This window comes from Thermogymnomonas acidicola JCM 13583 (assembly GCF_001316105.1).
GTDB classification, from domain to species: domain Archaea; phylum Thermoplasmatota; class Thermoplasmata; order Thermoplasmatales; family Thermoplasmataceae; genus Thermogymnomonas; species Thermogymnomonas acidicola.
In genome coordinates, this window is record NZ_BBCP01000002.1 from 106,888 (window position 1) to 133,032 (window position 26,145).

Below are 26,145 nucleotides of genomic sequence, written 5' to 3' on the forward strand. Positions count from 1 at the left end.
TGGTTTCCTGCCTTGGCGGGAGAGCGGGGTACCACCTAAAGGCTTAAGAAATAGAAGTAAATACGACCCCCCCGCTCCTTCTTTAGGGGCGCTGGGGTGCTCCGACCCCCCCGCTGGAATGCACCGATTCCAGGGTAGAAGAGATGAGTGAACACAGGAACCTGATTCTGGCAAGCGTGATGATAGGCATGCTCATGTCGGCCATAGACACCACCATTGTTATACTGGCACTGCCGACGATCACAGAATCGCTCAAGGCACCCTTCCTTGACACAATCTGGGTCATACTGATATACCTACTGGTCCTCGCGGCGCTGACAACACAGCTGGGGGAGGCTCGGGGACATATTCGGCAGGGGGAGGGCATTCAACATAGGCTTCCTGCTCTTCATAGCCGGCTCCGCTGCGTCTGGCGCCGCACCCGATGCCAGGTTCCTCATAGCGGCCAGGGCCTTCCAGGGCCTGGGCGCCGTCCTGATCCAGGGGGAACAGCAGCGCCATAGTAGCTGACTACTTCGAGCCGAGCCAGAGGGGCAGGGCCTTCGGCATAACCTCCATGGGCTGGAACATAGGCGGTGTCCTCGGGATTGTCTTGGGCGGCATAATCACCACGTTCATAGGCTGGCGGTACATATTCTACATCAACGTGCCAGTGGGCCTCATAGGGTTCGCTTTAGGCCTCAAGTACATAAGGGACAACAGGAGGACAGAGACAAAGATCGACTATGCGGGCACTGTGCTCCTCGTGCTGCTGCTCTCCCTCATATCATACGGTGCGGTGGAGATCGCAGGCAACGGCGTGAAGGCCTCCTACATAGCCATGGTCCTGGTCGGCCTCGTCCTCCTTGTGCCATTCGTGCTCATCGAGAGGAGGGTCAGGGACCCCCCCGTGATCTCGATGTCCGCCTTCAGGGAAAAGCTTCTCTCCCTGTCCCTGACGGCCGCAACGCTGCAGGCTGTGGGATTCCTCTCAGTGCTCTTCCTCATCATAATGTACCTACAGGGCATCAGGGGGCATGACCCCCCCCTGGACGCCTCACTCCTCCTTGTCCCTGGCTACGTCGTGTCGAGCCTGCTCGCACCCAGGATGGGGGCGCCTCTCCGACAGGGTCGGACCCAGGCTCATCGCTGGCACCGGCATAGCACTCATGGCAGTGGGCGTCCTCGTCTACCTGCAGATGGGGGTCAGCACATCGATATACATTGTTGTCCTGGGCTCGATTGTTACAGGGATCGGAGGTGCAATGTTCTGGCCCTCTAACAACAGCGCAGTCATGGCGGGCCCCCCCTAGGAACCTCTACGGCTCAATATCTGGCCTCCTGAGGACACTGACGAACATAGGCACTCTCATGAGCTACGTCATAGCCATATCCATAGCCGCACTGTCGGTACCCAGGTACGTGGCATTCGAGGTCTTCCTGGGGGGGGTCACGAAGCTGGTTGGGGGGCGTGTCGTCAAAGTTCATGGTGGGGGGGATACACGCCGCCCTGATAGCGAGCCTGGTTATACTCGTGGGAGCGGCGATTGCGTCCTTCTCAGGCGGGAACGGGAGGGCCAGGCAGGACTACCGACCGAGTCTGCGGGTAAGAAGTGATGCTGGAATTTCCAGGGTCCCAAACCATTACCCCCCGGGCCGCCAGGATTAACAGAATGCTGGACTATATGCCTGACATGGCATCCCGCAGGATTCTGTTTCCCTTGATGTTACACCCAGCTGCGTGTGATACGCGCCTGGAGCGATCCGGCCCCATCCCCCCCTGAGTGCCAGTATCAGAGCACCGGGGGGGTCTACGGAACATGGTGGAGGGGGGGCATCACGACCTGCAAGGGCCCTGCGATCATGTGTTCGTGCCCGAAACGGTGTGAGGGGGGGAGAAACTTTTAAGCCATCCAGGGATGCTCAAGCATGCTGAGGTCCCTCACGCTAATCCTTGTGATGCTCCTCATCCTAACCCTGATCCCGCTCTCACACCCTCATGCCCAGGTACAGGGCGGCGTTTTCCCGGGGGAAGGGCATGCAGGTCAACCCGTTCAGCTCCTACCAGGCCGAACCGGCCCCCCCTGTGGGCATAGCGGACTACGGCATAGGCCCAGGTGGCACCCCCCCTTACGAGTACAGGACCAGTTCCTTTCTAGGCACTGTTAGCATAGGTTCGCTGCGAACCTATAACGGCTCGCTAAACAGCACCGCCAGCGACATGTCCATACAACTGAATGTCAACCTGGTCTTCAACGATTCCGGAGTGCAGTATGTGTACTGGGTACAGGACGTTGCGTTCCTGAACACCACAAATGGCCAGGTGTTCTTCATAGACAACATATGGAACATGAGTTCTCCAGGCGCGAGCATGTACAACTCAACGGTCTCAGGCAACGGCACAGTGGCGCCTGCGGGAAAGAGTATCGATTACTATTACTACGCGCCCAACAACACGCTCCCCCCGGCAACGGAATAGACCTGAGGTACCCTGCAACCCTCGACCTCATGGTCAACGCCACGCAGCCAGGCAGGGACCCCCCCGAGGTCACCTTCTATTACAATGACGGGTACGGGTGGGTGGCCTTCGACACCGTTACATTCACCTTCGCAACCAACGTCTCCGGAAAGCCCGTGTTCGAGGTGAACGGCTTCCAGTACGAGCCCACAGGATACACGTTCTACGATGCGGAGCTCATACTCGGCGGGCCGGGGAACGGGACGGGCACTCAGGATATGGATTCGAATGTCTACCTCTCGCTCCTCTACTACAACGGCCACAACTTCCAGGAGATAGCGAACGCATACAACTTCGGCTCTAACACTGCAGAGACCCTGTGGAACGCCACGGACAGTGCCTACTACTACCCGCAGAACGGGTCGCTGTTCGCCCTTGTGAAGAACAGCTCCACCGGTGACGCCCTTGGAACCATATACACGAGCAACGAGGTCAGCTTCCTCAACATCTCCACCGGCTTCTACTCTGGGTACGTTGAGGTCAACAACACCGGGTATGCCTTCAGTGGCTGGTCAGCCAACCTGACACTGGCCCCCCGGCACGTACGAGGTCAGGCTGCTGGACAGGGGGGGCCAGGTGGTATTCCAGCAGAACGTGACTCTGAAGGCCGGCCATTACAGGCACCTGGACGCCGGGAAGCTCTACACCGTCACGTTCACAGAACACGGCCTCCCACAGGGTTACGGGTGGGAGGTCAGGCTGGACACAGGCACAGTGCTGAAGGGAGACGCGCAGAACCTCTCCGTGCAGCTCTCCAATGGAACCTACAACTATACCGTCATATCGCTTGAGAACACCTACTTACCTGTGAACTCCACCGGCACGTTCTTTGTCAACGGGTCCAACACCGTGCTGTATGTGAACTTCACGCTCCTCACCTACAGGGTCGATTTCATGGAGAGCGGCCTGCCTGCCGGCGCAAAGTGGTCGGTAACCATAGGCAACATGAGCGTCAGCACATCGAACAGGACCATAGTGTTCGAACTGCCCAACGGCACCTATAACTTCACTGTACACTGGAGCAACACCACCTATCTGCCATACCCGGACATGGGCACGTTTTATGTGGACGGGAAGGGCATTTCCCTTTACATAACGTTCTACAGCACACTCAACACCGTGACGGTGGAGGAGACGGGCCTCTCAGGGCAGGTGTGGAAGATCGTGGTCGGAAACTATACGGTCGAAACGTCCAGCACGGCCCTCAGCATACTCATGCCGAACGGGACATACAGTGTCCTGGTACAGGCTCCTCCCGGGTACAGGGCAGAATACAACAGCACCCTGAGGGTGGACGGTTCCAACGTGACACTGCAGATAAAGTTCGAGAAGGTGTCAAACGGCCTCCTGACGTTTGGCCTCGTGATCCTGATCCTTGTTGCGGTCGTGGTGGCAGCCGCAGTGATCAGGAGGAGGTGAGGCCCCCACCTCCGTAGGTGCACCAATAAGGTACCCGGCCGGTTGGGTTTATTAAAGAACATGCACTATCAACGCATCATGCTGGCAATGGAGCCCGTCATACGTTTCGAAACATCCAGGCCGGATTCCGTGCTCGGGCCCCCACACTGAAGGGGGGGAGATGGTGAGGATTAACGCCTACCTGCGCTTGCCTTGGAGGCATGGGTGGAGACGGCCGGCGGGAGGATCGGCATGGAGGAGGTGGGGGAGAAGTTCTTCACGTGCCTTGCAGGCAGGGAAGTCCTTCCGCATGAGTACTGGGTGTGCTACAGGGAGATCGGTGGGTACGTCTCAAGGCGTAAAGACCTTACTCCTTCAGGCCGTCCATAAGCGACTTCGAGATATACCTGTACAAGAGCGGCAGGCTCTACGAGAGTTACAGGACCTGGGTGCCCACATCATGACGATAGAGGGCGTCGAGGGCGTGAGGTTTGCCGTGTGGGCGCCGAACGCCAGGGCGGTGTCCGTGATCGGGAACTTCAACCACTGGAAGCACGGGGGGGCGCACCCCCATGGTGAACGTACAGGACTCGGGCATATGGGAACTCTTCGTGCCCGGGATCGGTGAGGGTGAGGTATACAAGTACGCCGTGCGCTGGAGGGACGGCACGGTAAAGGAGAAGGCGGACCCGTACGCCTTCAGGACAGAGAAGAGGCCGAACACCGGTTCAGTGGTCGCCTCCCTGGACTATGAGTGGAGGAGCAGCTTCAGGGGGGGTGAGCAGTCTGATGCTTCAAGGCCCATGGCCGTCTACGAGGTGCACCTGGGCTCCTGGAAGCGCGACCCTGCCCGGCCCAACGACTTCCTTTCATACGACAGTATAGCAGAGGACCTGTGCAGGTACGTGAAGAGCATGGGCTTCACGCATGTGGAGTTCCTGCCCCTCATGGAGCACCCCCTTGACGAGTCCTGGGGGGGTTACCAGGTCACCTCGTACTATGCGCCGAGCGCCAGGTACGGCGATCCTGTGGGGGGGCTGAAGAGGCTCATAGACCGGCTGCACTCCGAGGGCATAGGCGTGATCCTGGACTGGGTCCCCGCACACTTCCCTGACGATGACTTCTCGCTCTCAAGGTTCGATGGAACGCACCTCTACGACCATGAGGACCCGAGGCTGGGCAGGCACCCTGACTGGGGTACCAGGATATTCAACTACGGCAGGAACGAGGTGCGGAACTTCCTCATATCGAGCGCGCTATTCTGGCTCAACGAGTACAGGGCAGACGGACTCAGGATCGATGCAGTATCGTCGATGCTCTACCTGGACTATTCAAGGAAGCCAGGTGAGTGGATACCGAACCGCTACGGGGGGGGAGGGAGAACCTTGAGGCCATAGAGTTCCTCAGGGAACTGAGCAGGGCGGTGAAGCAGTACAGGCCCGATGCTGTTCTCATTGCAGAGGAGAGCACAGCCTGGCCCGGCGTCACAAGGACACCGGAGGAGGGGGGGCCTGGGCTTCGACTACAAGTGGAACATGGGGGGGTGGATGCACGACACCCTGGACTACTTCTCCAGGGACCCCATCTACAGGAAGTACGAGCAGGACAGGCTGACCTTCGAGATGTGGTACGCATACAGCGAAAGGTACATACTGCCCCTGTCCCACGACGAGGTAGTGCACGGCAAGGGCTCACTGATAGGCAAGATGCCAGGCGATGCCTGGCAGAAGTTCGCCAATCTGAGGCTCATGCTCTCCTACATGTTCATGTTCCCTGGCAAGAAACTCCTCTTCATGGGAAACGAGATAGGGCAGTTCTCGGAGTGGAACGTGAAGGGGGGGCAGGTGGACTGGGCACTGCTCTCCAGGACCGAGCACAGGGGGGGCCTCCAGGTCCTGGTCAGGGACCTCCTGGCCCTCTACAGGGAGACGCCCGCACTGCACCAGGCGACTGCGACAGCCAGGGGGGGTTCAGGTGGATAGACTTCTCGGACAGGGACAACAGTGTCATAAGCTTCATCAGGAGAGGTAAGGGTGATGAGGTGGTGTGCGTGTTCAACATGACCCCGGTGGTCAGGCACGGGTACAGGGTCGGTGTACCGGAGCCAGGGTATTACAGGGAGGTCTTCAACTCGGATTCTTCATTCTACGGGGGCTCCAACACCGGCAACATGGGCGGCCGGTCCTCTGAGAGGGTGCCCTTCCACGGCTTCGGGCAGTCCGTTGAACTGACGCTGCCGCCACTGGCCGCTATCATGCTAAGGAGGGATTGACCTGTCAGGCACCATAAGGATAAGCCAGGTATGGCCCGTGGTCGAGTGCAACCGGTACCCGGTGAAGAGGACCGTTGGCGAGGATGTTGAAGTAAGGGCGAGGGTCTTTTCTCACGGCACTGACGTTGTCCTGGCAGCCCTGAGGTACAGGGCCGCCGGTGGCAGGTGGAAGGAGGTCCGCATGAGACCGCAGCCCGACGACTACTTCACCGCATCGTTCACGATAGAGAGGCTCAGCGACTACGAGTTCTCGGTCGCAGGGTGGCACAGCCCGCTCCTCACATGGGCCAGGGACTTCGCCAAGTGGTACGCTTCTGGCGAGGACGTGAGTATGGACGCGGAGGAGGGCAGGGAGATACTGTCAAGGGCCTCGGGAAGAGGCCTGCCAGCAGGGCAGCGGTGCTCAAGCGCCTCATGGAGCCATAGTTGCCAGGGACTACGGCACCATCGCTTCCCTCTCCACCTCACCCGGACTGACGGAGGCGGCTTTCCTGTTCGACAGGAGCTGCACCTGGAGGAGGGCGAGGCCGTAAGGGTCAGGGTGGAAAGGGAGGAGGCAAGGTTCGCATCATGGTACGAGTTCTTCCCCCGCTCGTGCACCTCCGACCCGGGGGGGAAACACGGTACGCTCAGGGACTGCACGGCCATGCTCAGGCATGCCAGAGACCTCGGTTTCGACACAGTGTACATAACGCCGATCCACCCGATAGGCAGGACGAACAGGCGTGGAAAGAACGGAGTGATACCGTGCGCGCGGGGGGGACCCGGGGGGGAGCCCGTGGGCCATAGGGAGCGATGAGGGCGGGCACAAGAGCGTGAACCCTGATCTCGGCACACTGGAAGACTTCAGGGAATTTCTGAGGAAGGCGAGGTCGATGGGCCTCGAGGTGGCCATGGACATCGCTCTCCAGTGCTCCCCCCCCGACCACCCGTACGTGAGGGAGCACCCGGAGTGGTTCAGACACAGGAAGGACGGTTCGATCAGGTATGCGGAGAACCCGCCGAAGAAGTACTTCGACATATACCCCCCCTTTGACTTCGACACCACCGACAGGGAGGGCCTATGGAACGAGATGCTCTCCATCTTCCTCTTCTGGGCAGAGCAGGGCGTCAGGGCCTTCAGGGTCGACAACCCGCACACCAAGCCCACAGACTTCTGGGAGTGGCTGATAGCGAAAGTGAGGGAAAAGTACCCTGATGCCATATTCCTCGCAGAGGCGTTCACGAGGCCATCCATTATGTACGAGTTATCGAAGGTTGGCTTCTCCATGTCGTATACATACTTCACATGGAGGAACTATGACTACGAGATCAGGGACTACTTCACCGAGATAAACAGCGGCGAGGTGGCGGAGCATTTCAGGCCCATGCTCTTCACCAACACCCCCGACATACTCACAGACGTTCTGCAGAAGGGGGGGCAGGCCAGCGTTTATGATGCGTGCAGTGCTTGCGGCCACGCTGTCACCGCTATGGGGGGGCATATACAGCGGCTTCGAGCTCTGCGAGAACAGGGCCAGGCCGAACTCGGAGGAGTACTTGGACTCGGAGAAGTACGAGGTGAAGGCCAGGGACTTCGGTGCCCCCCCGGGGAACATAAACGCCTTCATAGCGAGGCTGAACCAGATCAGGAGGGAGTGCAGGCCCCCCCTGCAGTTCTTCAGGAACGTGGAGTTTTACAGGTCAGACAACCCGAACATAGTGTGTTACTCCAGGTGGCACGGTGATGAGTGGGTCTACGTGGTTGTGAACGTGAACCCATTCGAGGAGCACTCCGCAACGGTGCAGGTGCCAGTATGGAAGTTCGGCATTGGCTTCAACGAGCCCTACAGGATGGAGGACCTGCTCAGTGGTGAAGTTTATAACTGGGTTGGGGGGGAGTACAACTACGTGAAACTCACACCAGGAGAGAGGTGTGCACACGTTCTGAGGAGGAGAGCATGATAGACAGGACGAACCTCCTCTGGTACAGGGATGCGGTCTACTACGAGCTGCACGTGAAGTCTTTCTACGATTCCAACAACGACGGGATAGGGGACTTCAACGGCCTTAGGGAGAAGCTGGATTACCTGAAGGGCCTGGGCATAGACTGCGTCTGGCTCCTACCCTTCTACAAATCGCCCATGAGGGACGACGGGTACGATATATCCGATTACTATTCGATACAGCCGGAATACGGGACGATACAGGACTTCAGGAAGTTCCTTGACGAGGCGCACGACATGGGCATAAGGGTCATCGCGGACCTCGTCCTGAACCATGTGTCGGACCAGCACCCCCCCTGGTTCCAGGAGGCCATAAAGAGCAGGGACAGCCCGTACCATGACTGGTTCGTCTGGAGCGATACAGACCAGAAGTACAAAGGCGTGAGGATAATATTCATAGACACAGAGAAGTCGAACTGGACCTGGGAACCGAACACGCAGCAGTACTACTGGCACAGGTTCTACAGCCACCAGCCGGACCTGAACTACGACAACCCAGCGGTGAGGGAGGAGATAAAGAACGTGGTGCGTTTCTGGCTCCGCATGGGCCTGGACGGGTTCAGGTGCGACGCAGTCCCGTACCTGTTCGAGAGGGAGGGGGGGACCAGCTGCGAGAACCTACCGGAGACGCACCAGTACTTCAAGGAACTCAGGAGGATGATCGATGAGGAGTTCCCGGGCTGCATCCTCCTGGCCGAGGCCAACCAGTGGCCCACGGAGGCGAAGCAGTACTTCGGGAACGGCGACGAGTTCCACATGGCCTTCAACTTCCCCCCCTCATGCCCAGGATCTTCATAGCTCTGGCCAGGGAGAACGCCTTCCCCCCCATAGAGGACATCATAAAACAGACGCTGCCAATACCTGAGAACTGCGACTGGATGATATTCCTCAGGAACCATGATGAGCTCACGCTCGAGATGGTGACCGATGAGGAGAGGGACATAATGTTCAGTGAGTACGCTAAGATACCGAGGATGCGCCTGAACCTGGGCATAAGGAGGCGCCTCGCGCCCCTTGTGGACAACGACAGGGCAACACTGGAACTGCTGCACGCGATGCTCCTCACGCTGCCTGGGAACCCAATCCTCTATTACGGGGACGAGATCAACATGGGCGACAACATCTACCTGGGCGACAGGAACGGCGTCAGGACGCCCATGCAGTGGAGCGCAGACAGGAACGCTGGCTTCTCCAAGTGCGACCCGGAGATGCTCTACTCCCCCCCGTCATAACGAACCCGAACTACCACTACGAGACCTTCAACGTTGAGGCGCAGTCCAGGCTCCAGACATCGTTCCTTAACTGGCTTAAGAGGATAATAAGGGTGAGGAAGCGCTACTCCCTCGTCCTGGGCCGCGGGGGGGAGATAGAGTTCCTGCACGGCGGCAACGAGAGGGTCCTCGCCTACCTGAGGAAGTACGGGGGGGAGCAGAGGATGCTCTGCCTCTTCAACCTGTCCAAGAAGCCCACCTACCTCCAGCTTGACCTCAAAGAGTACAGGGGGGGCTACACCCCCTGTCGAGACCATATCCCAGGAGCCGTTCCCGCCCATAGGAGAGCTGCCGTACTTCTTCACCCTCCCCCCCGGGCGCGCATACTTCTGGTTCGAACTGCAGCAGACGCAGGGTGGTGCACAGTGAACGGCGGCCTGGAGAGGTTCCTCTTACAGACGGTGCCGAAGATGAGGTGGTACCCCCTTCAAGAGGGAGAGGATCACGAAGGTCTCGGTGGAGGGGGGGCAGGTAAGGATAGATGGCGAGAGGTCTGTGGTGTGCTGCAGGTATTTCTTCAACAGCGGCAGGAGCGAGCTCCTCATGATACCTGTTGTGGAGATGCACGGGGGGAGGCCCTTGACGGCACACAGGACGAGGTGGTGCAGGACCATCTGCTCCAGATGATCGACATGGCCTCCGGGGGGGAAGGCGTGGTTTTCCAGGGCAGGAGGTTCAGCGGCGCACCCAGGAGGTACGGAGAGAGGAGGATCTTCCAGGGGGGGGAGCAGAGCAACACCAGCATCCTCTTCGGCAGGGAGGTGATGCTGAAGGTCATAAGGAGGTTCACCCCTGGCCCCCCCAACTGACTGGGAGATGCCCCTCATGCTGAGGAAAGGTGGGTTCAGGAGGGTGCCAGAACCATCGGGATAGTTGAGGCAGTTATGGGCAGCGAGAGGGGGGGACATTCCTGAGCGCTTCAGGGTTCGTGGAGAACGACGGCGATGGCTGGTCAAGGTTCACGTCAACGCTCACAGGCAGTGGCAGTGGCCTGAAGGCAGATGTCACTGACCTGGGTGAGAACCTTGCCAGGATGCACAACATCCTCCTGGAGTCCGGGAGCGAGGTGGCATCCAGGCAGAGGATAGAGACACTGAGGGCATCCGTCATGCGGAACCTCTCCGCACTGAGGGAGAGGGTGCAGGAGGGCAGGCCTTCTGAGGTACTGGGTTCACTCTCACTTGTGAATACGATCGACGGTTCCCTTGCCAGCGTCCTGGGGGGACGAGGTTCTGCAGGATACACGGGGGGGACCTCCACCTGGGTCAGGTGCTCCACAGCCCGGACGGGTATTACTTTATAGACTTCGAGGGGGGAGCCGGCAAGACCGCTGGAGGAGAGGATCGCCATGAACTCGCCCCTGAAGGACCTGGCTGGCCTGGTGCGCTCGCTGCACTACGCCGCCACTTTCGCCTGGAAGGTGGGTGGCGCGGACAGGGACTCCATGGAGGCATGGTATGGGGAGCATTCCGACCTGCTCATCAGGAAATACATGGACAGGTCGGAACTGGTGGATGAGATGGGGGGGGAGCAGAGGGCCACCGCAGCCCTGAGGTTCTACACAATAGAGAAAGCGCTCTACGAGGTAAGCTACGAGATGAACAACAGGCCCGACTGGGTCCAGATACCCCCCCTAGAGTACATAGGTGGCCTCATAGCATAGTTTTAATATTGTACGAGAGCTGCAAGGGGGGTGGATATGCTGAAGGTTGGCAGGGGCTCCCCGTTCCCCGTCGGACCCACGTGGTCCGAGGAGGAGGGGGGGCGTTAACTTTTCAATATTCTCGGAGAATGCTACCGCGGTCTACCTTGAGATCTATGGCAGGCCTGATGACAGGGACCCGAAGGAGGTCATAGAGTTCAGGGAACAGGACGCCTTCCTGTGGCACTCCTTCGTCTCAGGCCTGGGCCCCGGCACCCTGTACGGGTACAGGGTGGACGGCCCATACGAACCGGAGAAGGGGGGGCTGCGGTTCAACAGGAACAAGCTCCTCATAGACCCCCTATACCAGGTCGATAACGTCGGAGATAAAGTGGAGCAACGACCTCTTCGGCTATAATATAGGTGATAGCAGGGAAGACCTCTCCTTCAACGAAGCCGATGATGCCGGAAACATGCCGAAGTGCGTCATCGTGGACGGGAACTTTGACTGGAAGGGGGACAGGAGGCCCAGGCACGAGTGGACAAGGACGGTCATATATGAGACGCACGTGAAGGCATAACCGCAAGGCACCCGGAGATAGAGGAGGAGATCAGGGGGGGCACATACAAAGCAATGGCGTCCGACAGGGTCATCTCTTACCTGAAGGACTTGGGCATCACCTCCGTGGAGCTCATGCCCGTGCACCACCATGTGGACGACAAGTACCTGGTGGACAGGGGGGGCCTCAGGAACTACTGGGGCTACAACACCATAGGCTTTTTCGCCCCTGACTTCAGGTATTCCAGTGACAAGTCTCCGGGCGGGGGGGCGGTGAGGGAGTTCAAGGAGATGGTCAGGCGCCTGCATGAGAACGGCATAGAGGTCATCCTCGACGTTGTATACAACCACACGGCGGAGGGCAACCACCTGGGCCCCACCCTGTCCTTCAGGGGGGGCATAGACAACCTCTCCTACTACCGTTTAGACCCAAAGAACCCCCCCAGGTACTATGTGGACTTCACCGGCACGGGGGGGAACAGCCTCAACGCCTCAAACCCCCCCTACGTGCTGCAGATGGTCATGGACAGCCTCAGGTACTGGGTACTGGAGATGCATGTGGACGGCTTCAGGTTCGACCTGGCCGCAACGCTTGCAAGGCAGCTGTTCGATGTTGACCGCCTATCTGCTTTCTTCGACATAGTGCACCAGGACCCTGTGATATCAAGGGTCAAGCTCATAGCGGAGCCCTGGGATGTTGGCCCTGGCGGGTACCAGGTGGGCCAGTTCCCGGCGCTCTGGGCGGAGTGGAACGGAAAGTACAGGGACTCGATGAGGAGGTTCTGGAGGGGGGACCCCCCCGGGATGATGGGTGAGTTCGCCACCAGGCTCTCCGGCTCGCCTGACCTGTATGAGGAGAACGGCAGGAGGCCGCACTCAAGCATCAACTACATCACATGCCATGACGGCTTCACGCTCAACGACCTCGTCTCCTACGAGAGGAAGCACAACGAGGCCAACGGCCACAACAACGAGGACGGCACAAACGACAACTACAGCGTCAACTTCGGCGTGGAGGGGCCCACTGAGGACAGGGAGATCCTGGCAAAGAGGATGAGGAGGATGAAGAACTTCATGATAACGCTCTTCACCTCGCAGGGCGTCCCGATGCTGCTGGGAGGCGATGAGATAATGAGGACGCAGCAGGGAAACAACAACGCCTACTGCCAGGACAACGAGATATCTTGGTACGACTGGAACCTCGACGAGAGGAAGAAGCACTTCCTGGAGTTCGTGAAGCTGGTCATACACCTCAGGAGGAACAACAACGTCCTGAGGAGGAGGAACTTCCTGAGCGGCGAGAGGCGACCGGACACAGGGGGGGCCAGGGACGTAATATGGCTGAGGCCGGACGGCACGGAGATGACGCAGGAGGACTGGTCAAAGGCAGAGCAGAAGTACCTGGCCGTGCACCTCTCGGGTAAGGTCAGGGACCCGTATGACGAGGAGGCGACAAACGGTGACCTCATACTCCTGTTCAACGCTTCCGACAGAGATGTTATGTTCAACCTCCCGCACAGCGAGCGCGGCTGGAAGGTGCTCATCGATTCTGTGAGCGATTCCCTCCAGTACTACCCTGCCCCCCCTGTCTACCAGGACCGCTACCTGCTGCGGGCCGATTCCGCTGCGGTGATACAGGAGATGTGAGCGTGTGCCCCCCCTCCGTCATGTATATTACGGCCGAGGAGTCCTCAACGGCCCTGGTGTTCTCCCTCTCCCCCCCTCCGTACTTCTTCCACCCCGTGTCCAGGAGCACCCTGGAGAGGGGGGGGAGGAGCATCCTTCCGTTGCCGGGGGGGAATGAGAGGGCCACGTTGAGTGTGTAGCCGTCGTGCCTGTATGCGAACACCACACCCCTCTGGCCGAACTTCCTGGCACCTATGAACTCCGAACCGATCACCATGGTCCTCCTCATGGATATCAGGTCGCTATAGAGCCTCCTGCAGCTGCTGTTCGCCGCCTTCGTGAGGGAACGCCAGTCCAGCTTGCTCCTCTGGAAAGCGGACACGTCCGTGGGGGGGTCGTAGAGGTCACCTGTGCCGCCGAAGGCCATGAACTCCCTTTTCCTGCCCTCCTTATGGCCTTCTTCATCTCCCGTCCGGCGGTCGGAGAAGAAGAGAAAGGGGGGGTTCTCCTCCATGTACTCCTCACCCATGAAGATCATGGGCGTGAACGGAGACATTATCGTTGCAACGGCGCCTATTTTGTACGTCTCGAAGTCAACCAGGGTGGACATCCTCTCGCCCCCCCTGAACCTGTTGCCCACCTGGTCGTGGTTCTGCATGTAGACGACGAAGCGCCACCTGGCAAGCCTTGACGCATCGGCCCCCCCGTGCGTCTTCTGCCTGTATGCGGAGTAGCGGCCGTTGTAGACGAACGAATGGTTGTATGCGTCCACCAGGTCCTCTATCCTCCCGAAGTCGGAGTAGTAGCCGTTGTTCTCGCCTGTCATTACCGCATGCAGTGCATGGTGGAAGTCGTCGCTCCACTGCCCATCGAAGCCGTAGCCGTAGGGCCCCGGCGATACGACCCTCGGGTCGTTCAGGTCGCTCTCCGCTATGAGCACGACCACGCGGCCCTCCTCCTGCGCAACCCTGTTCGCCCTCTCCGTCATCTCGGTGAGTATGTGCTTCGGTGAACTGTCAAAGATCGCGTGCACGGCATCGAACCTCAGGCCGTCGAACCTGAATGTCTTAAGCCAGTACTCCACGTTCTGCGCGAATATCTCCCTGACGAAGTCAGAACCGGGGGGGCCGTCGTAGTTGATGCACCTGCCCCAGGGAGTGGAATAGCGTTCTGAGAATATGTTGCACAGGGGGGGGTAGAAGTGGTTGCCCACCGGGCCGAGGTGGTTGTATACAACGTCCAGGATGACGGAGAGTGCCAGCCTGTGGCAGTGCTCCACAAAGTCCATCAAGTCCCTGGGGGGGTGCCGTAGTTGTGGTTTGGCGCGAAGGGAAAGACGCCGTCGTACCCCCAGTTGAAGGATCCCATGGCCTCCGCCACCGGCATGACCTCGATGGTGTTCACGCCAAGGTCCAGGAGGTCATCCACCTTCTCCGCCGCTGCCCTGAACGTGCCCTCGGGGGGGTGAAGGTGCCCACGTGCATCTCGTATATTATGGCATCCTCCAGGTGCCTCTCCGGGTTCCTGACCCTCTTCTCTGGACCGGGAAAGTACATGGCGGTGGGGGGGCCGAACACGCCCTCCGGCTGGTATCTCGACAGAGGGTCCGGTACCTTCGACCCGTCCTGGAGCACATAGAGGTACTGCTTCGAGTCGCCAGGCACGTCAACATGAAGGTGCCGTACTCGCCCCCCCTCTCCATTGCATATAGATTGCCGTCAACCTCTACCTTCATCTCCTTCTGGAGGGGGCGCCCAGACCGTTATCCTGATGTCCTGGCCGTCCCTCCTGGCCCCCCCGAGTTCCTTTGCTATCTCCCTTGGAAGCCTCAATTCAGTTCCCTCCAGAGCAGGTCAGCATAGGTCCTGCCGGGTGAATACATCCCGGCATATATGTTTCCGTCCCTCATGCTCCTCCAATTCCCTGGCGGCAGCTGCACCTCTGAGCCGCAGACGGAGAGGAGGGCAAAGGCCTCCACAGAACCGTCGGTGGAGTGTACCCACAGCCTCCCGCTGTCCTTGAATGCGCCCAGGAGCCTCACCGAACCCCCCCTGCCGTTCCTGAAGAGTGAGAGGGATTTCCTCACCATTTCCTGCTTCCATGGCACCTCCTCTCCCTCCCTCCTGCCCTGCCCCCCCAGGGCCTCAAAGTCCATCTGCCTCCTGTTGTCAGGGTCAACGAAGCTGAAGTTCCCCCCACCTCGGAGCCCTGGTAGAAGTCAGGGACGCCCGGGCATATGACCTTGCATGCTGTTGCGAAGAGCGATATCTCGTTTGCAAGCAGCCTGACCTTCTCCGAGATCGCCCCCCCCAGGCCACCATCTTCCATCATTTCCCTCGCTATCCCTGTGACCCTGCTTTCATAACCGGTGTCCGGTGTCTCCCATGATGTGACCAGGGAGCTCTCCCTCATGGCCTTCGTCAGGTGGGCAGTGAGCCTTTCATAGACATGCCCGTTTCCGTGGAGCGCGATGGCCAGCTGGAGCGCAGCGCTCAGGTGCTCGGCCCTAACGTCAGGGAACGTCCTTGCATACCTGAGAGGTGCGCTGTGTACTCGTCGGCAAAGTAGGATATGGCCGTGACCCTCCACCTCAGGTCCTCGCCCAGCTTGGTGTCGTGCGTGGATGTTGCGTTCATGGAAAGGGGGGGCCACCTGGAGCGGCCCTCAATGAACCTGGTGAACTCTTCATGCGATGAGGCCGGGTGTGACGGGTCATGGCCCACCTCGCATATTGAGATGAGTGGCGTGTACCTGTAGAAGGCCATGTCCTCAACAGATTTTGCGTGGCAGGAGACACAGAGCTGCTGCAGCCTCCTCACGGCATCAACGAGCCTCCTGTCGCCCAGGTGCTCACTTATGACCCGTGATACCTGGCCGGGTATCTGTTCCATTATCTCCTGTATCTCTGAAGACACCCTACCGCTCAGGTAATACCTGTACCTCCCTGCCCTTACAAGGAACTCGACCACGAACTTCTTGTACTCCTCAAGGGGGGGGCGTCGTAGGCTTCGGGATAGCCCTCCATGGCCTTCTTTAGCGTGGACGAGACGAAGTCCACATCGGGCCGGAGGCCCCCTTCTATGTTAGCGAGCTTGCACTCCTCCACCACCTTCCCGAAGCTGGCCTGGCCCGTGAGGCCCAGGTAAGTGCGCAGTACCTGTGAGAACCCATCGTTGCTGACCAGAAATGAGTCCAGCGCGTACATGAAGTCGTAGCCGGTGGTGCCCTCCACGGGCCAGTCGGGGTGCAGGGCCTCGTTCCGTGACAGGACCTTCTCCACATAGACCTTCAGTCCGCCGAGCCTCGAGCGAATGGACTGGAGGTAGCCTGTCGGGTCATAGAGGCCGTCTATGTGGTCGATCCTCACGCCATCTATTATGCCCTCGGAGGCAAGGCGGAACAGGAGCGCATGGGTATCCCTGAAAGCGTTCTCGTTCTCCTGCCTCACGGCAATGAGGTCGTTGACCATGAAGAAGCGCCTGTAGTTGATCTGTGCGTTCCCGTAGCGCCAGTACATGGGGTGCATGTTGAGCATCCTCACGAGCCTGTGCTTCTCTGTTTTGTTCGCTTCGATTGTCCCATCACCCCCCCTCCTAGGGAAGTTCTTCAGCTCCCCCCCGGCCACATCCCTGGGCACAGGCCATGTACCTGAGGGGGTTACGAGGCCCGGGCTGTCACCTGCAACGAAGGTTAGTGTGCCCTTTTCCAGGCAGGCATCGTAGGGTTCAGGGAGGAACGGAAAGGCGACCTTCCAGTCCTCCTGGCCACTGTGCCTGAGGTCAAGGTATGTTGAGTACCTGGAGGCGAAGCCGTTGACCATGAAGTCCCTGAGGAACACGTTCTCCGGCTGTAGGCCATGTGGTTCGGAACAAAGTCAATGATTATGCCCATACCCCCGGACTGGCAGGCCCTGGAGAGCGAAATTAGATCCCTTTCACCACCCAGCTGCTCGCTTACCTTCGAGTAGTCCACAACATCGTAGAAGTGGCTGCTGCCCTTCCTTGCCTCGGTGATAGGTGAGAGGTACAGGTGCGATATCCCCAGACCTTTGATGTAATCGAGTGCCTTCAGTGCGTCACCGAAGCGGAAGCTGCCGCTGAGCTGGAGCCTGTAAGTGGACGTGATTTCCGGCACGGTACAGAGAGGGATTCATCGTGTAAAACCTTTCAGCCAAAGTCACTAAGGGTCAAAAGAAGAAGTTGATCGTGTTGGCCCATAGGAAAACCGATATAAAATAGGTTCAGTGGCATCCTCACCCACTATAACTTAAACCACAAAGTCAAAGGCCATTGGAGACAATATGTGCTCAATAGAGCAGTGATTTAAGAATCCCAAAGAAAAAATCTATGAGAAATAACAGTAGACAGCTAGTAGGGCCGTTCTGATTTCGTGTTATTATTCGCCCAAGGGGGGGCCATGAGGTTCAGACTATCAGGCGTTCTTTGGAACTGTGCTCAAATAGATATGCCTAGGTTACTAGACTCTAGATTGCGTTCGAACTTAACACTATTACTTGATAGTAAATCGGATCCGTATATAGCGATCTTTTTCAGGATCCAAAGGAGAGGTTGTGGATAAAGTGCGCATTTTTCTCTTTTATTGCTTGACGTCAACAAAGATTGCTTTGTTTGGAGTGGCCTACACTTGATTTCTGGCCTTAACATGCCGCGTTTTGCCGTGGCCTGCCTTGCATTTATGAAACTCCAGAAGCACCGAATTTTCTAATCTTTATAACATGCAAAGTTGATCCTAGGCTGCGACGGTGGGCATAGACAAAATTGCCGGCCTGAACAACGTGCCAACTGCTCGCGGTATAGGGGGGGAATTCGCTGGGAGGATGCAGGCCATTCTAGGAAAGAACGTAGTCTCACTCGTTACGGATAAGCGTTACTGGGACATGGATTATCCTGGAGAAAAGGTGTAAGGCTATTTTCCACCATTGACAAACGGCTACCTACTAAACCTCTTTACCTTTAGGTCTCTCATGAAGAAATACTATAAGGGAAAGTCCCCCCCACATGTGCTTACTCCATTTTTCTTCATTGGAACGGAATACAGGGCTAAGAGCGTTGTTACGCTGCACGATACATATTTCAAGTGGAACAACTCATGGCTGATTAGGCTGACGTCAAAGATCGTCAGGAAGTATGCCAGCTTCAGTAATGTGATTTCTATATCAGAGCAGACGAAGGAAGAGCTTATTAAGGATGGATACAGGGAAGAGAATTTCACAGTAATATACCATTACATAGACCCCGTGTTTAAGAAGATTGAGGGAATCGACAAGGAAGAAAAGACTGTCCTTAATGTGGGTGACTGGACTCATAATAACAACTCTATTGTTAACAAGGCCATCAAGCGAAAGTAATACCACATTCACGTAGGCAGAGATGTTGTGGCAGATGAAAATTAAGACCTGATCCCGCACGAGGAACTCGCAAAGCTATATAACAGGGCGTCAGTGTTGATTAGGCTTTCTGATTTTGAGGGGTTTGGTTATCCACCTCTAGAAGCTCTGTTCTGTGGAACACCAGCTGTTGTGAGCGATATAGCTGTCTTCAGGGAGACCCTGGTTGAGGCAGGCGTCTTCGTGAAGAAAGATGAAAGGAGCATACTGGACGGAATCGAGTATGCTTTAGAGAACAGAGTTTAGTTGGTGAACAAGTTTGAATCAATAGGGTGTCTCACATTTCCCAGATGGCTCGACGAGTGCCTAAGAACATCAGGCGGGGGGGTTGAGCGGGACCCTAACACTGTAGATTTCTATGAGGGGGGGATCGTATACATCCTTGCTGTGATATCAAGCATCAGATCGATAGGAGAGAGATATGGTGACGCTAAATCGCTGACAGACATAAGATGAGACACCCTTAGGGTGTCTCATCCTTCAGCAAACGACGATCTCCATTACCTCCATTAGTCTTTCTCCTCTCTTCATGTTTGATATGGTCATGAAGTTGTAAGCAATTGCCTTTAGTCGGAGTGATGTTCCGTAACCCCCCCTGTCCTTAACATGCCAGGTGTTCACTCCATACCCATTATGCCTTCAAGTAGGGAGAAAGTGCGTTCTATTTCCCACCTGAGCGAGTGAAGAGGAGGGTATTCCTTCCTCAGATCTATGCCTATCTTCCTGTAAACAGATAACCGTTCAGGTACGTGCCCCTCATCCTATTCGTATCTATTGTGGGAATGCAATGTGTGTTCCCGAATGTGTAATCATAAAATCCGATGTCATTTATTACTGGAATATTAAACTTCAAAAATGTCTTGAATGACAATCCTCTTTTAACGATACTTAGATCGTATTTTATTGTTGATTCCTTCAATGGCAATGTTGCTGAAAACGGATATTCAAATTCAGTATTGAAGGAAATACTTTTACCAAAGGTGATCCGATGAATCCCTTACTGTTATCCGGCTTTGGCATTTCAATAGAGGTGAATAAAGCACATCTTATCATAAAGCAGAAAGATTTCATAAAAGACTTAGAACCTCACCGGATACCTTATGATTCAATCATAATTGACGGTCATTACGGTTCGATCAGCTTTGAAGCGATGAGATGGCTTTCAAAGCACGATGTTTCAATAGCGTTATTGAACTGGAATGGAAATTTATTATCCGTAACACAACCTCAGGAAACACTTAATGCCGATCTGAAAATGAAGCAATATGAAAAATACCATGATCCTGAATCGAGGTTATACATAGCCAGTCAGATCGTGAAACAAAAGGTCAAGTCCTCATTAGGCTTGATTAAGGCATTATCAAAATTCTATGATATCGATTTAACAGCAATAAACAGGGAAATTCAAAGAGTGGATTATGATAACATAAACGGTCTTATGATGTATGAGGGACGCATTGCATCGGCTTACTGGACTGAGTTATCCAAGATATTCAATTCTCTGGCAAAAGATTTCAATTTTCAGTCAAGGAAAAACCTATCATACTCGTGGAATATGAATGCGTCCGATCCAGTCAACGCTTTACTGAATTATGGATATGCGATATTAGAATCAATGGTAAGGAAAGATATCAATACAATAGGGCTTGATGTCTCTATCGGATATCTTCATGAGATAGCGCCGTCCAAGCATCCTCTTGTCTACGATTTACAGGAATTGTTCAGGTATGTTGTTGATTATTCTGTTATCGAATTACTGGAAACAAAATTGAAGAGATCGGATTTCATAACAACCGAGAATTACCATATCAGATTGAAGCCAAACACCGCTAAACGGCTGATTGAAAAAATTAAGGACAACTTCAACAAGCGTTATGAATTCAGGAATAAACAGCACACGCTTGATAACATAATGTTTGAGAATGTTAGGGAATTGAGCAGATACGTATCTGGAAAAATAAAAACGTTGGATTTCAGGATACCTGATATTGAAATCTCAAGAAATGATACTATCGATATGCAGGATAAGATTATGTCAATTGATCCTGAAAAAAGGAAAGCCTTGAAAATTAATAAATCAACTCTCTGGTATCAGCAAAGAAAGATTAAAGAGGGTAAGACCATTAAACTCTATAACAAGACAAAGGTGAAGATAGAATGAGCATATATCAATCAATTCAGAGGATTAGCCCTATCTTATGGTGGAAGCATAGTTTTACAATTGAGAATTTAAATTTGAATCCGTTATTAAAAAAATTCTTTGATGAAAATAAGAATTGCCCAAGTTTCAATGATAGGCATGAGCATTTCAAGTACATCAACGATAAAGTAATCAAAGAAGACCCGATTGATTACCTTGAATTTGGTGTCTATAAAGGGGGGGATTCCATTAGGGAATGGTCTTCTTTAAACAAAAATCCAGTTAGCAGATTCTATGGCTTTGATTCATTTGAAGGGTTGCCTGAGGATTGGACATATACAATGAGGAGAGGTGAATTTAACTTGAACGGAAATATTCCACATATCGATGATTCAAGAGTTAAGATGGTTAAAGGTTTATTCCAAAATACCCTACGCCCGTTCCTAAAATCTTTTCGAAGGATACAGAGAATAGTTGTTCATCTTGACGCAGATTTATTTTCGAGCACATTATATGTTTTAACTTCACTAGACCCTTTTTTAGAAAAAGGAGATGTTTTGATGTTTGATGAGTTTAGTGCACCAACCGGTGAATTTAAGGCATTCATAGACTATAAGACAGCTTTTTATAGAGAATTCAAAATGGTCTCTAAAGTACCATTTAATGGTTGGCTTGCTAACCAAGTTGCTTTCTTGATAGAGAAGTAATGGTAATTCTTTAGAACTTTTCAATAACTCGGCTGTGCCAGAGCTTGAAACACAGAATCAAACAATTTGGACGAGACTCGGGTTATTGGTATAGATGATGATTCATACCTTGAATACGAAAATATCAAGGAATTCTATGAATGGATTTTATCATAGAGGCCTAAGGATGTCAGGGATATGGGAATATCACGACAAGCCCTCTACAAAATAAAAGCAAAGATAAAGAGTGGAAAGCATCTGAATCCAAGGGTTAAGATCGTTAAAATTCTCTTAACATTGTATAACGTTAGCAGATTGGTAAACACAAAAAGTTAAAAAAATTAACTTGTAAATGTCAAACGTTAGACATATAAAACATTGGTAAATTTTAACATTGACACAACTTTACATTTGACCCAAATAGTCTAATATGCCCGACTTTAAGGCAAATTTTCTGAAAATAAATTTCAATTATTAATATATCAAAAAAACATATTTATGATAAAAACGTCAACTTTTTTCAGCCTTATCTATATCCCCCCCATAATTTAAATGGGCCCGTCCGGATTTGAACCGGAGTTTCCAACTCCCGAAGCTGGAAGGATGGCCAGGCTACCCCCCCACGGACCCTGCTATCCTGTAATTGCGGATCCGTATTTCTTACTTTCTGATACTACACCTTGCTTGGGATGGCCTTAACCACAGAAGTACGTTCTGACCCAGGCATGCCTGGTGCATTCTGTAAAGAGCATTTTGATGCAGCGTTATAATTGTGTCCAATCTCCCAACTGGCATGCAGCCTGTGAGAAAGTTAATTCGCAGGAGAATACCGATTATTGTAATATGGGTAGTCATAGTGCTGGCGATAACGCCTGCAGTTCTCGATTCGTCACACTACATCAACTATTCGAACCAGGTGGTGGTCAACAGCAAATCCGAATCTGCCCAGGCCCAGAGGATAATCTCCTCAGATGTCTCGAATAACTCATCGCTCATCGTTGTGATACAGGAAAGCTCCTGGTCTTCCGTATGGGCAAACTCAACAGCACAGCGCGTCCTGCAGTTGCAGAGTGCCTTACAGGCATCAGGAGTGCCCCATTACTCACATTCCACGTCAGTGTACTCCGCTTACGCCTCGCTTATAGACAAGTACCTCTCTGGAAAGGCCCTGTCCCTCATCAAGGAGACATATGGTGAAGTCCAGAGCAATTCCAACTACCTCTTCACGTTCCCCCCCCACACATTCTACACCGAGTGGTCAAAGTACGGGTTCAGCAACTCATCGATCTCCCTTGCGGCAAAGGCCTCTGGTTTAATGGGAACAACAGCTACGAGGCCGCTTTCCTGCAGAACCTCAACATGACCGCTGGCATGCCAGGCCAGAGGATCGAGGAGGCAGTCTCCATCTCACTGGTCAAGAACTACATAAACGATTCCCTTGTCCCGGAGTTAACGGTGTTCAACTACACCTCTGTAAGAGCGCTTTCAGAGGTAACCTCGGGCATCATATCAGAGGCTTACGGCTTCAACCTGGACTGGCAGTACATCGAATCGGCGGTCAGTTCCAGCGACCCTGGCTACTTCTTCGTCACCCACTTCGGCCTATCCGGCATACCCTCCTTCCTGAACTCCACATACGACGCATCGAACATAACGCTCCTCTACGTTGTATTCTCCACACCCTCAGGTAAGGACGTTCAGGGGAGTGAGACTGCCTCAGAGGCTGCTTACAGCAAAGTGAACGCAATCGTCAGGGGCTACTTTGACAATGCCATAGTGACCGGGAACGGCGCCATTGCGTACGAGACGAACCAGCAGACTGCAAAGTCTGGCTTCATCTTCGGCCTCCTCTTCATATTCCTGGCAATCTCGATCCTCTTTGCCCTGTGGTCCTGGAAGTCTGCAGTCCTGGTCTTCATCTTCTCCGGCATCTCGCTGCTGCTCGGCATGGCTTCGGAGTTCCTGGCGGGCCTGATCTTCCACAGCGTGAGCTTCATCGTGAACTACACCCTTGAGGCAGTACTGCTCGGCATATCGGCTGACTACCTCCTCTTTATACTATCTAGGTTCAGGGAGGAGCTGAGGGCTGGCAGGAGTGAGCAGGAAGCAATTGAGACAGCAGCGAAGGAGTCGGGCAAGTCGATACTGGTGAGCGGCCTTACCGTCGCTCTCAGCCTCTTCACCTTCTACTTCATACCTGGCTTCAGGGACTGGGGGCTTCGTTCTGTTCGTGGCAGTGCTGTCCACCGTTGCCCTGGAGACACTGCTCCTGCCACCTGTGGCTTCCATATTCGGAAAGAGGCTCTTTATCCAGGGAAAGCTGAGGCCCGCCAGTGTAGAGGATACCAGGAAATCTGCGTTCTACAGGATCTCCGATAGGTCCATCGGGAAGAGGTACGCGGTGATTGCAGCCGTAATGCTCATAGGGACCGCAGGCGCCTACGGCTTCTTTCACGTGCCGACCACGTACAACTTCAACACCGGCCTGCCGGAGAGCCTCCCCCCCGCAGTGAGGGGCCTTAACCTCATCCAGAGTGACTTCGGGGCCAGCCAGATCTATCCAGTGTACGTGATCGTGAACCTCTCTTCCCTCCCTGACCCTGAGAGCGCACTGCACTCCTACGCACAGATGCTCCTCTCGGTCCCTGGCATCGCCAGGGGTTACGGGCCTTACCTGAACGGCACTGAGGTATCCAGCGGATCGAACTACAGCCAGTTCGTGATAGGCCACAGGTATGCCCTTTACACCCTGTACCTGTCTTCGTCACCATATTCACAGTCCGCAATAGACACCGTGAAGGAGATCAGGTCGGAAAGGAGCCTGATAGTGGGCGGCCTGACGTCGAGCATAATCGACCAGCAGGCCCAAAACAGTAAGATATACTCTGAACTGGAGGCTCTCATAGTGGTCGTTATCGGCCTGGTCATAGGTCTCTCCTTCAGGACCTGGAAGTATCCCCTCGTCTCGCTCACCGGTGTGCTGTTCAGTGTCTCCTGGAGCACACTCATACTCTACGCTGTTTCCAGGTACCTGCTCCACGAGGCCCTGATATACCTTATCCCGTGATCCTCTTCCTGATTCTCTTCTCACTGGGCAGTGACTACACGGTGTTCATAATATCAAGGATAAACGAGAACAGGAGGTCACTAGGGCTCAGGGAGTCGATCAACAGAGGGATAGCGTCTTCCGGCAGGACTGTATCGACGCTCGGCATAATACTGGCGGTTTCCCTCGGCTCACTAAGCGCCATACCAGTACCCTTCCTGCAGCAGCTCGGCATATCTTTCATAATATCCCTGCTCTTAGACACGTTCCTAATAAGGACAGTGTACTTTCCTGCGATGATATCTGCGCTCTACAGGAGGCAGGAAAACTAGTGGTGAGGTCCCCCCCGAATGAAGAACGGACTTCCCGAAACAACCTTTTTAGGTGCTCCAGCCCTGCGGGATGCCCATGCGGAAGTCGTGTCCTTCCTGAACCCTTAGGACCCTGGAGCAATAGGATCTTACCTTCAAGTTAAAGCTAGCATCCCACTGCACTGAAACACCAAACACGTATCATCGGCTCCAGGGTATCAGGTCTGCAGAATGGCACGAATGCGTACCTGTGGGCATGCTATGCAGACATAGGCCCAGTAATGGAAGGAGAGCAAATGCACCTCCAGGTCAGGGGTGCCCCGCGGTACTTGAGAAATTTGATCTGAAAGTTTAATATAGATACTGTCGAATGCCACATGTGGAAAAGGTTGGATCAATTGTTATAGTGTTAACAGTTCTCCTATCCGCTGCACTGTTTTCTGTGGCCTCACAGGCTGTAGCGCACCCCCACCATGGGAGGAGCGATATTCAGCCAGTCTGAATCGCTAAACTGGGCTGGCTACGTTGCCGTATCTTCAGATTACAGTGTGCACAACGCCACGATGTCCCTGATCATACCGGACACGAGCACCTCGGGCAACTCATATGCAGCCTTCTGGGTGGGTATTGACGGTTACAACGATAACACGGTGGAGCAGACAGGCATACTGGCAGAGCCCAGTGGCTTCGGGCACAACGAACACACCGTGTACCTGGTCTGGTACGAGTTCTACCCAGCGGCGCCCGTATATGCCAGCTTCACAGCCCAGGCAGGAGACTATGTGTACGCCAGCGTGACCTATGAAGGGTCGCAGACCTTCACGACATCCATAAGCGTCTACACACCCAGCGGACAGCTTGTCGGTACGCTCACGGATACGGCCACCGTCTCAGGTGCCCTTGACGACAGTGCGGAGTGGATAGTGGAAGCCCCCCCGTCATCTAGCACTGGCATACTCCCACTTGCAAATTTCGGAACAGCCTACTTCGGCTATGACTACACCGGAATACACACGACGGACTACGCCTCCATATCGGGCCTGTTCGCCCCCATGGGTGCCTTCTCACCCACAGAGATCGTCATGGTGAACAGTGCTGGCCAGGCCATGGCAGTGCCGTCCGCAGTGTCCTCTGACGGCACGAGCTTCTATGTGACGTATGAAGCGACTTCGTCGCACCACGGGCCGCACTTTGGCAGGGCACAGTAGAGGTTACAGATGGATCAACCTAGGGCCCTTTATATGGGCCCACTCTTCTCTCCCCCCCTAAAAGGCCGGCAAAATTCAGTGCACGCCGAAGCTGCCC

Annotated in this window: 25 protein-coding genes, 1 tRNA gene and 5 pseudogenes; 22 read left to right on the forward strand and 9 right to left on the reverse strand. The window is 54.8% G+C overall.

Features of this window, described 5'->3' with window-relative positions:
• Positions 1-143: 143 nt before the first annotated feature.
• The 12 genes and pseudogenes from JCM13583_RS11870 (at position 144) to glgX (ending at position 13,271) form a co-directional block, all read left to right on the forward strand.
• Positions 144-1,648, forward strand: a pseudogene (locus JCM13583_RS11870) (MFS transporter).
• A gap of 330 nt (positions 1,649-1,978) precedes the next feature.
• The gene (locus JCM13583_RS02455; protein WP_075056569.1) at positions 1,979-2,458 is read left to right on the forward strand and encodes a thermopsin family protease; all 480 of its coding nucleotides are present in this window, start codon (positions 1,979-1,981) and stop codon (positions 2,456-2,458) included.
• A 29-nt stretch (positions 2,459-2,487) separates the two neighbouring features.
• Positions 2,488-3,288 carry a thermopsin family protease gene (locus tag JCM13583_RS02460; RefSeq protein WP_171823368.1) on the forward strand — a complete coding sequence of 267 codons (801 nt, stop codon included), beginning with the start codon at positions 2,488-2,490 and terminating at the stop codon, positions 3,286-3,288.
• Positions 3,289-4,120: 832 nt separating this feature from the next.
• Entirely contained in the window at positions 4,121-4,285 is a 165-nt protein-coding gene (locus tag JCM13583_RS13630) for a hypothetical protein (RefSeq protein ID WP_171823369.1), read from the forward strand.
• Between the two features lie 70 nt (positions 4,286-4,355).
• Positions 4,356-6,167, forward strand: a pseudogene (gene glgB, locus JCM13583_RS02470) (1,4-alpha-glucan branching protein GlgB).
• Positions 6,163-8,111 (forward strand): annotated as a pseudogene (locus JCM13583_RS02475) (DUF3416 domain-containing protein). Before glgB ends, JCM13583_RS02475 begins: the two co-directional pseudogenes overlap by 5 nt.
• Positions 8,108-9,792 (forward strand): annotated as a pseudogene (gene treS / locus JCM13583_RS02480) (maltose alpha-D-glucosyltransferase). Before JCM13583_RS02475 ends, treS begins: the two co-directional pseudogenes overlap by 4 nt.
• A gap of 87 nt (positions 9,793-9,879) precedes the next feature.
• Positions 9,880-10,050 (forward strand): hypothetical protein, encoded by a 171-nt coding sequence (locus tag JCM13583_RS13635; protein WP_171823370.1) that lies wholly within the window; start codon positions 9,880-9,882, stop codon positions 10,048-10,050.
• Positions 10,023-10,232, forward strand: a complete 210-nt coding sequence (locus JCM13583_RS02485) for a hypothetical protein (RefSeq protein WP_162509251.1) — start codon at positions 10,023-10,025, stop codon at positions 10,230-10,232. The genes JCM13583_RS13635 and JCM13583_RS02485 overlap by 28 nt, the downstream gene beginning before the upstream one ends.
• A 119-nt stretch (positions 10,233-10,351) precedes the next feature.
• Positions 10,352-10,726: a hypothetical protein gene (locus JCM13583_RS02490; RefSeq protein WP_075056573.1), complete on the forward strand. Its 375-nt coding sequence runs from the start codon at positions 10,352-10,354 to the stop codon at positions 10,724-10,726.
• Positions 10,727-10,771: 45 nt separating this feature from the next.
• Positions 10,772-11,086: a hypothetical protein gene (locus tag JCM13583_RS02495; RefSeq protein WP_075056574.1), complete on the forward strand. Its 315-nt coding sequence runs from the start codon at positions 10,772-10,774 to the stop codon at positions 11,084-11,086.
• A 36-nt stretch (positions 11,087-11,122) separates the two neighbouring features.
• Positions 11,123-13,271: pseudogene (gene glgX, locus JCM13583_RS02500) on the forward strand (glycogen debranching protein GlgX).
• Here glgX and JCM13583_RS02505 read toward each other — a convergent pair.
• The 7 genes from JCM13583_RS02505 to JCM13583_RS02535 form a co-directional block, all read right to left on the reverse strand.
• Positions 13,165-14,538, reverse strand: coding sequence for a hypothetical protein (locus tag JCM13583_RS02505; RefSeq protein ID WP_075056575.1), 1,374 nt, complete (start codon positions 14,536-14,538; stop codon positions 13,165-13,167). The pseudogene glgX and the gene JCM13583_RS02505 overlap by 107 nt on opposite strands.
• Positions 14,538-14,678 (reverse strand): hypothetical protein, encoded by a 141-nt coding sequence (locus JCM13583_RS13640; protein WP_171823371.1) that lies wholly within the window; start codon positions 14,676-14,678, stop codon positions 14,538-14,540. The genes JCM13583_RS02505 and JCM13583_RS13640 overlap by 1 nt, the downstream gene beginning before the upstream one ends.
• Positions 14,651-14,914 carry a hypothetical protein gene (locus JCM13583_RS02510; RefSeq protein ID WP_075056576.1) on the reverse strand — a complete coding sequence of 88 codons (264 nt, stop codon included), beginning with the start codon at positions 14,912-14,914 and terminating at the stop codon, positions 14,651-14,653. Before JCM13583_RS02510 ends, JCM13583_RS13640 begins: the two co-directional genes overlap by 28 nt.
• Before the next feature lie 164 nt (positions 14,915-15,078).
• Positions 15,079-15,357 (reverse strand): hypothetical protein, encoded by a 279-nt coding sequence (locus JCM13583_RS02515; RefSeq protein WP_171823372.1) that lies wholly within the window; start codon positions 15,355-15,357, stop codon positions 15,079-15,081.
• The gene (locus JCM13583_RS02520) at positions 15,333-15,839 is read right to left on the reverse strand and encodes a hypothetical protein (protein WP_171823373.1); all 507 of its coding nucleotides are present in this window, start codon (positions 15,837-15,839) and stop codon (positions 15,333-15,335) included. Before JCM13583_RS02520 ends, JCM13583_RS02515 begins: the two co-directional genes overlap by 25 nt.
• Positions 15,743-16,219 (reverse strand): hypothetical protein, encoded by a 477-nt coding sequence (locus JCM13583_RS02525; RefSeq protein ID WP_075056579.1) that lies wholly within the window; start codon positions 16,217-16,219, stop codon positions 15,743-15,745. Before JCM13583_RS02525 ends, JCM13583_RS02520 begins: the two co-directional genes overlap by 97 nt.
• A 721-nt stretch (positions 16,220-16,940) precedes the next feature.
• Positions 16,941-17,399, reverse strand: coding sequence for a hypothetical protein (locus JCM13583_RS02535; RefSeq protein ID WP_162509253.1), 459 nt, complete (start codon positions 17,397-17,399; stop codon positions 16,941-16,943).
• 613 nt (positions 17,400-18,012) lie between these two features.
• On the opposite strand from JCM13583_RS02535, the gene JCM13583_RS13645 reads away from it, so the two are divergent.
• The 3 genes from JCM13583_RS13645 to JCM13583_RS02545 are packed head-to-tail and all read left to right on the forward strand — an operon-like array spanning position 18,013 to position 18,903.
• Positions 18,013-18,174 carry a hypothetical protein gene (locus JCM13583_RS13645; protein ID WP_171823374.1) on the forward strand — a complete coding sequence of 54 codons (162 nt, stop codon included), beginning with the start codon at positions 18,013-18,015 and terminating at the stop codon, positions 18,172-18,174.
• Positions 18,175-18,234: 60 nt separating this feature from the next.
• On the forward strand, positions 18,235-18,618 hold the full coding sequence (locus tag JCM13583_RS02540) for a glycosyltransferase (protein ID WP_162509254.1): 384 nt from the start codon (positions 18,235-18,237) through the stop codon (positions 18,616-18,618).
• 48 nt (positions 18,619-18,666) lie between these two features.
• Complete coding sequence (locus tag JCM13583_RS02545) at positions 18,667-18,903, forward strand: glycosyltransferase (protein WP_162509255.1); 237 nt, start codon at positions 18,667-18,669, stop codon at positions 18,901-18,903.
• A gap of 234 nt (positions 18,904-19,137) precedes the next feature.
• Here the strand turns inward: JCM13583_RS02545 and JCM13583_RS13650 are convergent, their stop codons facing one another.
• Entirely contained in the window at positions 19,138-19,278 is a 141-nt protein-coding gene (locus tag JCM13583_RS13650) for a hypothetical protein (protein WP_171823375.1), read from the reverse strand.
• A 367-nt stretch (positions 19,279-19,645) separates the two neighbouring features.
• Between JCM13583_RS13650 and cas1 the strand changes: the two genes are divergently transcribed.
• Both cas1 and JCM13583_RS02555 read left to right on the forward strand, forming a co-directional pair.
• Complete coding sequence (gene cas1 / locus JCM13583_RS02550) at positions 19,646-20,818, forward strand: CRISPR-associated endonuclease Cas1 (RefSeq protein WP_075056584.1); 1,173 nt, start codon at positions 19,646-19,648, stop codon at positions 20,816-20,818.
• Positions 20,815-21,504, forward strand: a complete 690-nt coding sequence (locus JCM13583_RS02555) for a hypothetical protein (protein WP_075056585.1) — start codon at positions 20,815-20,817, stop codon at positions 21,502-21,504. Before cas1 ends, JCM13583_RS02555 begins: the two co-directional genes overlap by 4 nt.
• A gap of 532 nt (positions 21,505-22,036) precedes the next feature.
• On the opposite strand, the gene JCM13583_RS02560 is transcribed toward JCM13583_RS02555, so the two are convergent.
• Positions 22,037-22,113 (reverse strand) — tRNA-Pro (locus JCM13583_RS02560).
• Positions 22,114-22,276: 163 nt separating this feature from the next.
• On the opposite strand from JCM13583_RS02560, the gene JCM13583_RS02565 reads away from it, so the two are divergent.
• The 5 genes from JCM13583_RS02565 to JCM13583_RS02585 all read left to right on the forward strand — a co-directional run bounded on the left by JCM13583_RS02565 (position 22,277) and on the right by JCM13583_RS02585 (position 26,048).
• Complete coding sequence (locus tag JCM13583_RS02565; protein ID WP_162509256.1) at positions 22,277-22,846, forward strand: hypothetical protein; 570 nt, start codon at positions 22,277-22,279, stop codon at positions 22,844-22,846.
• 8 nt (positions 22,847-22,854) lie between these two features.
• Positions 22,855-23,862, forward strand: a complete 1,008-nt coding sequence (locus tag JCM13583_RS02570) for an MMPL family transporter (protein WP_171823376.1) — start codon at positions 22,855-22,857, stop codon at positions 23,860-23,862.
• 22 nt (positions 23,863-23,884) lie between these two features.
• Entirely contained in the window at positions 23,885-24,550 is a 666-nt protein-coding gene (locus tag JCM13583_RS13655) for a hypothetical protein (protein ID WP_075056588.1), read from the forward strand.
• Positions 24,547-24,861, forward strand: a complete 315-nt coding sequence (locus tag JCM13583_RS02580) for an MMPL family transporter (protein WP_075056589.1) — start codon at positions 24,547-24,549, stop codon at positions 24,859-24,861. The genes JCM13583_RS13655 and JCM13583_RS02580 overlap by 4 nt, the downstream gene beginning before the upstream one ends.
• Positions 24,862-25,313: 452 nt before the next feature.
• Entirely contained in the window at positions 25,314-26,048 is a 735-nt protein-coding gene (locus JCM13583_RS02585) for a hypothetical protein (RefSeq protein ID WP_075056590.1), read from the forward strand.
• Positions 26,049-26,145 lie beyond the last annotated feature (97 nt).